The sequence below is a fragment of the Pseudomonas sp. NBB genome, from assembly GCF_032701105.1.
Taxonomy (GTDB): domain Bacteria; phylum Pseudomonadota; class Gammaproteobacteria; order Pseudomonadales; family Pseudomonadaceae; genus Aquipseudomonas; species Aquipseudomonas asiatica.
Genome location: NZ_CP103994.1, coordinates 3,608,026 through 3,620,374 on the forward strand (window position 1 = coordinate 3,608,026; position 12,349 = coordinate 3,620,374).

The 12,349-nt window shown below is 66.1% G+C and carries 11 protein-coding genes; 8 read left to right on the forward strand and 3 right to left on the reverse strand.

Going from position 1 to position 12,349, the window contains the following annotated elements; all coding sequences use genetic code 11:
• Nucleotides 1-222 precede the first annotated feature (222 nt).
• On the forward strand, nt 223-2,118 hold the full coding sequence (mrdA, locus tag NY023_RS16785; protein WP_013973094.1) for a penicillin-binding protein 2: 1,896 nt from the start codon (nt 223-225) through the stop codon (nt 2,116-2,118).
• A gap of 144 nt (nt 2,119-2,262) precedes the next feature.
• Here mrdA and NY023_RS16790 read toward each other — a convergent pair whose 3' ends face one another.
• Together NY023_RS16790 and NY023_RS16795 are read right to left on the reverse strand one after the other, a co-directional pair.
• A complete protein-coding gene (locus NY023_RS16790; RefSeq protein WP_230397050.1) occupies nt 2,263-2,736 on the reverse strand; it encodes a hypothetical protein in 474 nt (157 codons plus the stop codon).
• 257 nt (nt 2,737-2,993) lie between these two features.
• Nucleotides 2,994-3,620 (reverse strand): glutathione S-transferase family protein, encoded by a 627-nt coding sequence (locus tag NY023_RS16795; RefSeq protein WP_024087331.1) that lies wholly within the window; start codon nt 3,618-3,620, stop codon nt 2,994-2,996.
• 171 nt (nt 3,621-3,791) lie between these two features.
• Between NY023_RS16795 and NY023_RS16800 the strand changes: the two genes are divergently transcribed.
• Nucleotides 3,792-4,109 (forward strand): DUF2388 domain-containing protein, encoded by a 318-nt coding sequence (locus NY023_RS16800; protein ID WP_013973096.1) that lies wholly within the window; start codon nt 3,792-3,794, stop codon nt 4,107-4,109.
• Nucleotides 4,110-4,238: 129 nt separating this feature from the next.
• Here NY023_RS16800 and glcC read toward each other — a convergent pair whose 3' ends face one another.
• On the reverse strand, nt 4,239-5,003 hold the full coding sequence (gene glcC / locus NY023_RS16805) for a transcriptional regulator GlcC (RefSeq protein ID WP_013973097.1): 765 nt from the start codon (nt 5,001-5,003) through the stop codon (nt 4,239-4,241).
• Between the two features lie 194 nt (nt 5,004-5,197).
• Here glcC and glcD point away from each other — a divergent pair, with 194 nt between their 5' ends.
• From glcD to NY023_RS16835, 6 genes are all read left to right on the forward strand, one after another.
• Nucleotides 5,198-6,697, forward strand: coding sequence for a glycolate oxidase subunit GlcD (gene glcD, locus NY023_RS16810; RefSeq protein ID WP_013973098.1), 1,500 nt, complete (start codon nt 5,198-5,200; stop codon nt 6,695-6,697).
• On the forward strand, nt 6,697-7,749 hold the full coding sequence (glcE, locus tag NY023_RS16815; RefSeq protein WP_013973099.1) for a glycolate oxidase subunit GlcE: 1,053 nt from the start codon (nt 6,697-6,699) through the stop codon (nt 7,747-7,749). Before glcD ends, glcE begins: the two co-directional genes overlap by 1 nt.
• Before the next feature lie 9 nt (nt 7,750-7,758).
• Nucleotides 7,759-8,994: a glycolate oxidase subunit GlcF gene (gene glcF / locus NY023_RS16820; protein ID WP_013973100.1), complete on the forward strand. Its 1,236-nt coding sequence runs from the start codon at nt 7,759-7,761 to the stop codon at nt 8,992-8,994.
• The gene (locus tag NY023_RS16825; protein ID WP_024087335.1) at nt 8,987-9,385 is read left to right on the forward strand and encodes a heme-binding protein; all 399 of its coding nucleotides are present in this window, start codon (nt 8,987-8,989) and stop codon (nt 9,383-9,385) included. The genes glcF and NY023_RS16825 overlap by 8 nt, the downstream gene beginning before the upstream one ends.
• 152 nt (nt 9,386-9,537) lie before the next feature.
• The gene (locus tag NY023_RS16830) at nt 9,538-11,709 is read left to right on the forward strand and encodes a malate synthase G (protein ID WP_013973102.1); all 2,172 of its coding nucleotides are present in this window, start codon (nt 9,538-9,540) and stop codon (nt 11,707-11,709) included.
• Nucleotides 11,710-11,877: 168 nt separating this feature from the next.
• Nucleotides 11,878-12,216: a hypothetical protein gene (locus tag NY023_RS16835; protein ID WP_013973103.1), complete on the forward strand. Its 339-nt coding sequence runs from the start codon at nt 11,878-11,880 to the stop codon at nt 12,214-12,216.
• The last annotated feature ends 133 nt before the right edge of the window (nt 12,217-12,349 follow it).

The window sequence follows — 12,349 nt, forward strand, 5'->3', positions numbered from 1 at the left end:
ACAAATCTTCATTTTGCTGGCGAGCGCCCTGATTGCGGGCGTGGCAGCCCTCTTCGCTTCTGCAGCCGCAGGCCTTCACCTTGAGGGGGCTCACTACCTTGCGTAGCATCACCGCCCCCCGGGGCCGCTGCGCGGCCCATTCGCGGGCACGCCCGCTCCCACAGGCGCGTGCCCACAGCGCTCACACCTCACCCAGCCACACCATCAGCAGACAGAACCCCGATGCCGCAACCCATACCCCTCAAGGACCACGAAAAGGAAAAGCACCTGGTCAACCGCCGGCTTCTGGCCTGCGCCGCCCTGGTCTTCAGCCTGGTCGCCGTCCTGGTGGGCAGGCTCTATGTGCTGCAGGTGCTGCAGCACAACCAGCAGACCGCCGTATCGGAAAACAACCGCGTGCACGTGCTGCCCATCGCCCCCGAGCGCGGGCTGATCTACGACCGCAACGGCGTGGTGCTGGCCGACAACAAGCCCAGCTTCGACCTGACCATGACCCGCGAGCGGGCCGGCGGTGACACGGCCAAGGTCCTCGATACCCTGGCCCAGGTGCTGAGCCTGACCGACGACGACCGCAAGCAGTTCGACAAGGACCTGCGCCGTGGCCGCAAGCCGTTCGAGCCGGTGACCCTGATGGTCGGTCTGAGCGAAGAGCAGATCGCCCTGGTGGCGGTGAACCAGTTCCGCCTGCCAGGCCTGGAGGTGGAACCACAGTTCATCCGCGAGTACCCGCTGGCCGAGCATTTCGCCCACTCGGTAGGCTATGTGGGGCGCATCAACGAGAAAGAGGCCAAGACCCTCGACAGCACCGAATACCGGGGCACCCAGTCGATCGGCAAGACCGGCATCGAGCACTTCTACGAAAGCCAGCTGCATGGCCACGTGGGCTACGAGGAGGTCGAGACCAACGCCCAGGGCCGGGTGATGCGTGTGCTCAACCACAAGGCCCCGACCCCGGGCCAGGACATCGTCCTGACCCTGGACGCCCACCTGCAACTGGCCGCGGAAAAGGCCCTGGGCGACCGCCGCGGCTCGGTGGTGGTGCTCGACCCGGCCAATGGCGACGTGCTGGCGATGGTCAGCAACCCCAGCTTCGACCCCAACCTGTTCGTCAAGGGCATCAGCTTCAAACAGTACGCCGCCCTGCGCGATTCCATCGACCGCCCGCTGTTCAACCGCGTGCTGCGCGGCTTGTATGCCCCCGGTTCGACGGTGAAGCCGGAAGTGGCCATCGCCGGCCTCGACAGCGGCGTGATCACCCCGGGCAGCCGGGTGTTCGACCCCGGCTACTACGAGCTGCCCAACTACGACCACAAGTACCGCAACTGGAACCGCAGCGGCGATGGCTGGGTGGATATGTACACCGCCATCATGCGTTCCAACGACACCTACTTCTACGACCTGGCGCACAAGCTGGGCATCGACCGCCTGCACGACTACATGGCCGAGTTCGGCCTGGGCCAGAAGGTGTCGCTGGACATGTTCGAGGAGGCGTCCGGGCTGATGCCGTCGGCCGAGTGGAAGCGCGCCACCCGGCGCCAGGCCTGGTTCCCGGGCGAGACGCTGATCCTGGGCATCGGCCAAGGCTACATGCAGGTCACCCCGCTGCAGCTGGCCCAGGCCACCAGCCTGCTGGCGAGCAAGGGCGTGTGGCACCGCCCGCACCTGGCCATGACCGTAGGAGGCGATGCGCCGGTAGATCCCAACCCGATGCCCAATATCGTGCTGCACGACAGGCATGCCTGGGACCAGGTCAGCCAGGGCATGCAGATGGTCATGCACGACCCGCGCGGCATCGCCCGCGCTGCCGCAGCCGGTGCGCAGTACCGGATTGCCGGCAAGAGCGGCACCGCGCAGGTGGTAGCGATCAAGCAGGGCGAACGCTACAACCGCAACAAGACCCTGGAGCGGCACCGCGACAACGCCCTGTTCGTAGGCTTTGCCCCGGCTGATCACCCGAGTGTGGTGGTGGCGGTTATGATCGAGAACGGCGAAGCCGGCGGGCGGGTGGCAGGGCCGGTTGTGCGGGAGGTGATGGATGCCTATCTGCTGGATGAGCAGGGACATCTGAAGCCGCAGTATGCAGGTGGGGTAGCGCCTCGCAGCGTGCCGCATGCTTGAGACCGCTGGAAGCCGCTCTATGGCCTGTTCGGGCCTCTTCGCGGGCACGCCCGCTCCCACAGGTGCTGCGCCAACCTTGAAAGCGGCGCGATACCTGTGGGAGCGGGCGTGCCCGCGAAGAGGTCGACACAGACACCCAAACTGCTAGCTCCGATCGCCTCCGCGATCATCCCCAACGTCATGGTCAGCCCCATCGTCGGCGCCATGCCCTACACCGTGGGGCTCGCCCACATCGTGATTCGCCTCATGATTGGCTTCGTGGTTGGCCTCGTGGTCGGCACCATCATCTGCACCATTGCGCCCGCGGCCATCATGCCCACCACCATCGCCACTGTGCCCGCTGCCACTGCCGCCGTGGCCACCACCCGAGCCACCACCGCCGCTACCGCCACCTCCACCGCCATGGCCACCGCCGCCACCGCTACCACCACCTCCGCCGCCATGGCCACCACCACCGCCGCTGCCTCCGCCACCACCACCGTGACCGCCACCGCCGCCACCACCACCATCCTTCGCATACGCGCTGGAGGTACCGTCAATGGAGTCTGGCACCAACACGGCCGAAGCCGACAACACTGTACCGATAGCCAGAGCCAACAAGCATTTCCTGAGCATCATGATGCCTCCGCTTGGAGTAGAACCGGGTTGCACGACGCACCCTGTGATTTCCGGCCCCCCATGGGGCGACTTGCTAACCAGCGCGGCCTTCCATCTGCAGTGGTTGAACGAGATCCTTCAGGGCCTGCCGGCCAAATATTTCGGGATGTTTCTTGATTTTTGAGCGTAGCCACGCCGCTGCGCTTGTCACCGACCGGCCATCAGAATGGCTGGCTCGCCAAAGGCCCACTGCACCATGGCCTGGCGAGCCGGATTGCTCAGGATGCCGCGCGGGGCATCAGTTCATACGGGTGCTTCCACCCTGGCAACGCCTGGATTCGTGCTTTCCATGCCTCGATGTGGGTGAACTGCGCCAACGCAATGCCAGTGTCCTCCGGCATGAACACATACCCGGCCAGCGACAGGTCAGCGATCGTCAGCCGGCCACCGACCATGAACGGTGTCTTCGCCAGGTGCACGTCGACGATACGGTAGGCCGCCATGGCACGTTCGCGCAGGAACCGGGTCACATCCGTTTCACCGGTTTTCTTCAGGCAGAAAAGAAAACGCAGCGCCGCGTAGTAACTGGTGAACTTATGGTTATCGAACAGCATCCAGCGCCAGATCTCGCGCTTTTCGTCTTCGTCGCGGGGGCCGAACTGCCCGGTTTTCTCTGCGAGGTAGTCGAGGATCAGCGCAGACTGGGTAAAGGATTTGCCGGCGTGTTCCAGCACCGGCACCTCGCCCTGTTCGTTCACGTCGTCGCGCCAGGCTTGTTCGCGAGTCTGGCCATTGAAGAAATCGACGAACACCGGCTGCCAGTCCTGGCCTGTGAGTTCAAGCATCAGGGCGGCCTTGTAGGCGTTACCGGATTCGGCGAAACAATGCAGCTTGTAGTCGGGCATGGGGAGAACCTTCATCCATTGAATGATTGGGCCAGCAGCCCGAGCAGATCACGCCTGGCTCGACAGGGTCAATGCCTGTTTCCGATACGAAGGGAACTACCTCCCCACCTGCGCTTTCTTAATCACTGAGTGGTTCAATTACTTGGGCTTCACGCTACTGGAGAACACACCATGCGCCACCTACTCCTCGCCCCTGCGCTGCTGCTCCTGCTGCCTGCCGGTGCTGCCCTGGCTGACGTCGACGCAGGCGACGTCGCAACCTCGGCCGGTGTTTCCGCTTCGCTTTACTCGACCTTCAAGGACGACAAACGGATCATCCCGGCGCGTGACGAGCTTTCGGCCTACGTTGCCAGCGGTGGTGCAATCCGTGGCGCCTATGTGGAGTCGGCGCTGGAACAGGCCCGCAAGGACAACCCAGGGCTGCAGGCCAATGATGAAGAGCTGGCCCGGGCCCTCCTCTCGCAGGAGGACCGCATAGCCGATCATTGATTGGGCTAATTCTGCACCGGCCTCTTCGCGGGTAAACCCGCTCCTACAGGCACCGCACAGACTTCAAACCCAGTGCAGCCCCCCTGTAGGAGCGGGTTTACCCGCGAAAGGGCCGGCACAGGCAACACCTCAACCCCAGCCATCCATGCGCATGGTAGCCCTTACCAGCCGCTGCTCTTCCTGCTCGATCTCCCGCAAACTGTCGCGGATCCCGTTGATATGCTCGCGCGCCGCGCGCTGCGCCTGCTCGGGCAACTGCTCCATCACCGCGTGATACAACCGCGCATGCTGGCGGTCGATCTGGCGCTTCTGCGCCGGCCGGCAATACAGGTTGTTGACCGAGGCGAACACCGTGCTCAAGGTCAGGTCACTGAGCGATTGCAAGGTATGCACCAGCACCGGGTTGTGCGAAGCCTCGCTGATCGCCCGGTGAAAGGCATGGTCGCGGCGGGCATGTTCACGGGCATCGATCGCTTCGGGGGCTTCGTGCGCAGCCAGCATCTCTTCATAGCGCCGGCGGATCAGCAAACGGTCGACCTCGGTGGCGCGCAGTGCCGCCAGGCGCGCCGATTCGGCTTCCAGCAACGCCCGCACTTCCAGCAGGTCGAACAGCGTACGCGGCTGCGAGCCGAACAGGTGCATCAACGGCGTGGCCCCCGCATGGCCCGTCAGGTCTGCGACGAACGAGCCGCGCCCCTGCTCGGTGTCGATGATGCCGCGCCCGCGCAGGATGCGCAGGCCCTCACGCAGCGCCGAGCGCGAGCAGCCCAGCTTGTCCACCAGGCGCCGCTCCGACGGCAGGGCCTGGCCCACCTTGAGCACGCCGTCGACGATCAACCGCTCGACCCGTTCGGCCACCTGGTCGGCGACCTTGGCCTTGCCTTCACTACCCACTGCGCCCCTCCTGCTGGTATGACCACTTTGACCACTTGTCTCAATTTAGCCGGACAAAGCCGTCAATAACCAGTACCCGCCGCAAAAACTGGTAGGACCAGCTCACCCTGTACTCGACCCCGACAGCTACCACGCGCAGGCTGCAAGGGTGAGCGCTTTGCCAACAACAACAAAAACCGTTGCCGAGTGAGCCGATGAATATCCTGTACGACGAACGCGTCGATGGCGCGCTGCCCGATGTGGACCAGGGGGCGCTGCTGCAAGCGCTGCGCGCTGCCCTGCCGGACCTCGAGATCCTGCACCGCGAGGAAGACCTCAAGCCCTATGAATGCGACGGCCTCTCGGCCTATCGCACGGTGCCGCTGCTGGTGGTGCTGCCCGAGCGCCTGGAGCAGGTGCAGGCCCTGCTCAGGCTCTGCCACCAGCGTGGTGTGCCGGTGGTGGCACGCGGCGCCGGTACCGGCCTGTCGGGCGGCGCCCTGCCGCTGGCCAAAGGCATCCTGCTGGTGATGGCGCGTTTCAACCGCATTCTCGAGGTCAACCCGCAAGGCCGCTTCGCCCGTGTGCAGCCCGGCGTGCGCAACCTGGCCATCTCCCAGGCTGCCGCGCCCCACGGCCTGTACTACGCGCCGGACCCATCCTCGCAGATAGCCTGCTCCATCGGCGGCAATGTCGCGGAGAACGCCGGTGGCGTGCACTGCCTGAAGTACGGCCTGACCGTGCACAACCTGCTCAAGGTGGAGATCCTCACGGTCGAGGGCGAACGCCTGACCCTCGGCAGCGATGCCCTGGACAGCCCCGGTTTCGACCTGCTGGCACTGTTCACCGGCTCTGAAGGCATGCTCGGCATCGTCACCGAAGTTACCGTCAAGCTACTGCCCAAGCCCCAGGTGGCGCGAGTGCTGCTGGCCAGCTTCGACAGCGTCGAGGACGCCGGCCGGGCAGTGGCCGAGATCATCGCTGCCGGGATCATCCCCGGCGGCCTGGAGATGATGGACAACCTCGCGATCCGCGCAGCGGAGGACTTCATCCACGCCGGCTACCCGGTTGACGCTGCGGCCATCCTGCTGTGCGAACTGGATGGCGTCGAAGCCGATGTGCACGATGACTGCGAACGGGTCGCCGACGTGCTGGCCCAGGCCGGTGCGCGTGATGTGCGGCTGGCCTGCGATGAGGCCGAGCGCGTGCGCTTCTGGGCCGGGCGCAAGAACGCCTTCCCGGCGGTGGGGCGTAGCTCCCCGGACTACTACTGCATGGACGGCACCATCCCGCGCCGCGAACTGCCACGGGTGCTCAAGGGCATCAGCGACCTGTCCGCCGAATACGGCCTGCGCGTGGCCAACGTGTTCCATGCCGGCGACGGCAACATGCACCCGCTGATCCTGTTCGATGCCAACCTGCCAGGCGAGCTGGAACGTGCCGAAGCCATCGGCGGCAAAATCCTCGAGCTGTGCGTGGCCGTGGGCGGCAGCATCACCGGCGAGCACGGCGTGGGGCGCGAGAAGATCAACCAGATGTGCGCACAGTTCAACAGCGACGAAATCACCCTGTTCCATGCGATCAAGGCTGCCTTCGACCCGCAAGGCCTGCTCAACCCCGGCAAGAACATCCCCACCCTGCACCGCTGCGCCGAATTCGGCGCCATGCACGTGCACCATGGGCAACTGCCCTTTCCCGAACTGGAGCGCTTCTGATGAGCATGGACCGCGACATCAGCCAGGCCCTGCTGGAGCAGGTCAACCAGGCGCTGAACCAGGCCACACCGCTGCGTATCCAGGGTGGCAACAGCAAGGCCATGCTCGGCTGCCCGGTGGCCGGCGAGGTACTCGACACCCGCAGCCACCGCGGCATCGTCAGCTACGACCCGACCGAGCTGGTGCTGACTGCCCGCGCCGGCACGCCGCTGCGCGAGGTCGAGGCAGCGCTGCACGAGGCTGGCCAGATGCTGCCCTGCGAACCACCGCACCTGGGCCCCGACGCCACCCTGGGTGGCATGGTCGCGGCCGGGCTGTCGGGCCCCAGGCGGCCGTGGGCCGGGTCGGTGCGTGACTATGTGCTGGGCACGCGGGTAATCACCGGCCACGGCAAGCTGTTGCGCTTTGGTGGCGAAGTGATGAAGAACGTTGCCGGCTACGACGTGTCGCGGCTGATGGCGGGCAGCTTCGGCTGCCTCGGGCTGCTGACCGAGGTGTCGCTGAAAGTGCTGCCCCGCCCGCGCCAGTGCCTCAGCCTGCGCCTGCCGATGGGCCGCCACCAGGCGCTGGCGGAGCTGGCCGAATGGGGCCAGCAGCCGCTGCCGATCAGCGCGGCCTGCCATGACGGCGACGCGCTGTACCTGCGCCTGGAAGGCGGCGAAGGCTCGGTGCAGTCGGCACGCCAGCGCCTGGGCGGCGAGGCACTGGACAGCAGCTTCTGGAGCGACCTGCGCGAGCAGCGCCTGGCGTTCTTTACTGGCCCCGCGCCGCTGTGGCGCTTGTCCGTGCCCAACACCACCGGCGAGCTGGATTTGCCCGGCCAGCAGCTGATCGACTGGGGTGGCGCGCAGCGCTGGCTCAAGTCCACGGCACCGGCGCAGTACATCCGCGAGCAGGTCGCCAAGGTCGGTGGCCACGCCACCTGCCATGTCCCTGGCGCTGCCAGCAGCCCACCGCTGCCCGCCGCGCTGATGCGCTACCACCGAGCGCTCAAGCAGCAACTCGACCCCCAGGGTGTGTTCAACCCTGGCCGCCTGTACCCGGACCTGTGAGGCCAGACCATGCAAACCAACCTGAGCGAAACCGCCCGACGCCTGGCCCGCGCCGACGAGGCCGAAAGCATCCTGCGCTCCTGCGTGCACTGTGGCTTCTGTACCGCCACGTGCCCCACCTACCAGCTGCTGGGCGATGAACTGGACGGCCCACGCGGGCGCATCTACCTGATCAAGCAGATGCTCGAAGGCGCGCCGATCACCGCCAGCACCCAGTTGCACCTGGATCGCTGCCTGACCTGCCGCAACTGTGAAACCACCTGCCCTTCCGGGGTGAAGTACCACGACCTGCTGGACATTGGCCGCGCCGTGGTCGAACAGCAGGTGCCACGCCCGCTCGGCCAGCGCCTGCTGCGCCAGGGCCTGCGCGCAGTGGTGCCACGCCCGGCGCTGTTCAAGGCCCTGACCCGCAGTGGCCAGGCCCTGCGCCCACTGCTACCGGCAACGCTCAAGCGCAAGCTGCCGGCGCGGGTCACCACCCCCGGCCAACGCCCCGCACCGCGCCATGCGCGGCGGGTGCTGATGCTGGAAGGCTGCGTGCAACCGGCCCTGTCGCCCAACACCAACGCAGCCGCCGCACGCCTGCTGGACCGCCTGGGCATCAGCGTGGTGCCAATCCGGCAGGCCGGCTGCTGTGGCGCGGTGGACTATCACCTCAATGCCCAGGAACAAGGCCTGCAACGGGCGCGGCGCAATATCGATGCCTGGTGGCCTGCCATCGAAGCCGGCGCCGAGGCCATCGTGCAAACCGCCAGCGGCTGCGGCGCGTTCGTGCGTGACTACGGCCACCTGCTGGAAAAGGACCCGCGCTACGCCGCCAAGGCCGCACGGGTCAGCGCCCTGTCCCGCGACCTGGTGGAGGTGCTGCGCGACGAGCCGGTCGAGCAACTGGGCCTGTGCGCCGAACAGCGCCTGGCCTTCCATTGCCCATGCACCCTGCAGCACGCGCTGAAGCTGGGGGGTGCGGTGGAGGCGTTGCTGACACGCCTGGGCTTCACCTTGACCCCGGTACCGGACGGCCACCTGTGCTGCGGCTCGGCCGGCACCTATTCGCTGACCCAGCCCGAGCTGTCGCTACAGCTGCGCGACAACCGCCTCAACGCCCTGGAAAGCGGCAAGCCGCAAGTCATCGCCACCGCCAACATCGGCTGCCAAGCCCACCTCGACGGGGCCGGACGCACACCGGTGCGGCACTGGATCGAAATCGTCGAAGCAGCCTTGAACCCGGAGAACCACCATGCATAGCAAGTTCGTGATCGGCCAGGCCGAAGTCGCCAAAGTGCTGACCGCCGCCCGCCAGGAAGCCCAGGCACAACAATGGAACGTGACCATTGCCGTGGTCGACGACGGCGGCCACCCGCTGGCCCTGGAGCGCCTGGACGGCTGCGCGCCGGCCAGCGCCTACATCGCGATGGAAAAGGCCCGCACTGCCGCACTGGGGCGCAAGGAGACGCGAGATTACGAGGAAATGGTCAATGGTGGCCGTACTGCTTTCGTTACCGCGCCGCTGCTGACCAGCCTGGAAGGTGGCGTACCGCTGCGGGTGGATGGCCAGGTGGTGGGGGCGATCGGCGTGTCCGGGGTCAAGGCCGAGCAGGATGCCCAGGTGGCCAAGGCCGGGGCGGCTGCCCTCTGAATCCTGTGCCGGCCTCTTCGCGGGTAAACCCGCTCCCACAGGTGCTGCACAGGCCTCAGGCCTTGTGAAAGCCCTGTGGGAGCGGGTTCACCCGCGAAAGGGCCGGCAAAAGCAACATTTACCCAGAAGACTGAACCTCGAGCGAACAGACAATGCCAAACCATCCACTCCAGATCGCCCCCACCCTGCAGCGCTTCATCGAAGATGAGGTCCTCCCCGGCACCGGCATCGAAGCCCGCACCTTCTGGCAAGGCTTCAGCACCCTGATCCACGACCTCGCACCACAAAACCGCGCCCTGCTCGCCGAACGCGAGCGCCTGCAGACAGAACTCGACAACTGGCACCGCCGGCACCCCGGCCCGATCCGTGACATGGCCGCCTACCAGCATTTCCTGCAAGGCATCGGCTACCTTGTAGAGCCCCCGGCAAGCGTGCAGGTCAGCACCCGCAACGTTGACCGCGAGATCGCCGTGCAGGCCGGCCCGCAACTGGTGGTGCCACTGAGCAACGCCCGCTACGCTCTCAACGCCGCCAACGCCCGCTGGGGCTCGCTGTACGATGCCCTGTATGGCACCGATGCCATCGCCGAAACCGAGGGCGCCGAGCGTGGCCAGGGCTACAACCCGCAACGCGGCGCCAAGGTGATCGCCTATGGCCGGCAGTTCCTCGACACCGCGGCCCCTCTCGACGGTGCGTCGCACAGCGACGCCAAGGCCTACGCGATCAGCCAGGGCACGCTGCAGGTAACCCTGGCCGATGGCCGCCAGGTCGGCCTCAGGCACCCCGCGCAACTGCGTGGTTACCAAGGTGAGCCGAACACGCCAACAGCGATCCTGTTGCAGCATCACCAATTGCATTTCGAAATCCAGGTCGACCCAGCCAACGCCATCGGCCGGCAGGACCCGGCCGGGGTCAAGGACATCCTGCTGGAGGCCGCGCTCACCACCATCATCGACTGCGAAGACTCGGTAGCCGCCGTGGACGCCGACGACAAGGTCAACGTCTACCGCAACTGGCTCGGCCTGATGAAGGGCGACCTCAGCGAACAGGTCAGCAAGGGCGGCAAGACCTTCGAACGCACCTTGGCCGAAGACCGCCACTACCACGGCGCAGACGGCCAGCCCCTGACCCTGCCGGGCCGCTCGCTGCTGTTCATCCGCAACGTCGGCCACCTGATGACCAACCCGGCTATCCACGACCGTGATGGCCGGGAAATCCCGGAAGGCATCCTCGATGCCGTGGTCACCAGCCTGATCGGCCTGCATGACCTCAAGCGCCGTGGCAATTCCCGCGAGGGCAGCCTGTACATCGTCAAGCCGAAGATGCACGGGCCGGCCGAGGTGGCCTTTGCCGACCAGCTGTTCGGCCGCGTCGAAGCCCTGTTGGGCCTGCCCGCACACACGCTGAAGATGGGCATCATGGACGAGGAGCGGCGTACCAGCGTCAACCTCAAAGCCTGCATCGCCAGCGCCGCGTCACGGGTGGTGTTCATCAACACCGGCTTCCTCGACCGCACCGGTGACGAGATGCACACGGCCATGGAAGCCGGCGCCATGCTGCGCAAGGGTGACATGAAAGGCAGTGCCTGGATCCAGGCCTACGAGCGCAGCAACGTACTGGTGGGGCTGGCCTGTGGCCTGCGCGGCAAGGCGCAGATCGGCAAGGGCATGTGGGCCATGCCCGACCTGATGGCGGCCATGCTGGAACAGAAAGTCGCCCAGCCCAGGGCCGGCGCCAACACGGCCTGGGTGCCCTCGCCCACAGCCGCGACACTGCATGCGCTGCACTACCACCAGGTGGATGTGGCGGCCGTGCAGCAAACGCTGGAACAGGTTGACCTGAATGCCCAGCGCGCCGAGTTGCTGCATGACCTGCTCAGTGTCCCGGTCAGCCCCGAGCGGCCCTGGAGCGCAGCCGAAATCCAGGCCGAGCTGGACAACAACTGCCAGGGTATCCTCGGTTACGTGGTGCGCTGGGTCGAGCAAGGGGTCGGCTGTTCCAAGGTGCCGGATATCCATGATGTGGGCCTGATGGAAGACCGCGCGACCCTGCGGATTTCGGCGCAGCACATTGCCAACTGGCTGCACCACGGGGTGGTCGATGCCGAGCAGGTCGAAGCGACTTTGCAACGCATGGCCGGCGTGGTCGACCAGCAGAATGCCGGGGACCCGGCGTACCGGCCGATGGCCGCCGGTTTCGAGGCATCGCATGCCTTCCGCGCTGCGCGGGAGCTGGTGTTCAAGGGGCGGCAGCAGCCCAGTGGCTATACCGAACCGTTACTGCATGGCTGGCGCTTGCGTTTCAAGCAGGAGGTTGGGCGCTGATGCTGACAGGGGCCGCTATGCGGCCCCACTGCATGAAAACAGGTGGTATCCCGGCACCTTCAGAAATTTCCTATTCGGCGCTCGGAAGCGTCCTACTTGTTGCCTCCGCCCTCTGAAAACATGATCGGCACTGGATGACGCAAGGTCGCGATCCAGAGGAGGTTCCGCATGCACCTGTACGCCCGCCCCACTGCCGAATTGCGCAGCACCCTGCGCGAACTGCTGGCCCATGACATGAACAACCCGGACGAAGACCCCCACCTGTCGGGGGTGATGTTCTTCTGCGCCACCGATGAACGCTCCCGCCAACTGATCGAGCGTATCGAGTTGCTGGCCAGCGAGTTGTTCTTCGACCCGAACGGGCGGGCCATTACCGAGCATATGAAAGCGGCGGCGGTGGAAGGCGTTCGCATCAAGCGCAACCGCAAGGCACCGGCGGACGAGACGGTGATACGTATCGCGCTGGCGGACAAGGGCTACATCACGGTGAGTACTGCCCGGATCTGAGTTTGCGTTGGCTTTCTGGGTGCTTTGCACCCCATCGCGACACAAGGCCGCTCCCACAGGACATCACAGACTTTGATTGCAGCGCTGTACCTGTGGGAGCGGCCTTGTGTCGCGATGGGCCGCAAAGCGGCCC

Coding starts and splice junctions, on each gene's coding strand:
- mrdA (WP_013973094.1), top strand. CDS start 223: ATGCCGCAACCCATACCCCTCAAGGACCACGAAAAGGAAAAGCACCTG.
- NY023_RS16790 (WP_230397050.1), bottom strand. CDS start 2,736: ATGATGCTCAGGAAATGCTTGTTGGCTCTGGCTATCGGTACAGTGTTG.
- NY023_RS16795 (WP_024087331.1), bottom strand. CDS start 3,620: ATGCCCGACTACAAGCTGCATTGTTTCGCCGAATCCGGTAACGCCTAC.
- NY023_RS16800 (WP_013973096.1), top strand. CDS start 3,792: ATGCGCCACCTACTCCTCGCCCCTGCGCTGCTGCTCCTGCTGCCTGCC.
- glcD (WP_013973098.1), top strand. CDS start 5,198: ATGAATATCCTGTACGACGAACGCGTCGATGGCGCGCTGCCCGATGTG.
- glcE (WP_013973099.1), top strand. CDS start 6,697: ATGAGCATGGACCGCGACATCAGCCAGGCCCTGCTGGAGCAGGTCAAC.
- glcF (WP_013973100.1), top strand. CDS start 7,759: ATGCAAACCAACCTGAGCGAAACCGCCCGACGCCTGGCCCGCGCCGAC.
- NY023_RS16825 (WP_024087335.1), top strand. CDS start 8,987: ATGCATAGCAAGTTCGTGATCGGCCAGGCCGAAGTCGCCAAAGTGCTG.
- NY023_RS16830 (WP_013973102.1), top strand. CDS start 9,538: ATGCCAAACCATCCACTCCAGATCGCCCCCACCCTGCAGCGCTTCATC.
- NY023_RS16835 (WP_013973103.1), top strand. CDS start 11,878: ATGCACCTGTACGCCCGCCCCACTGCCGAATTGCGCAGCACCCTGCGC.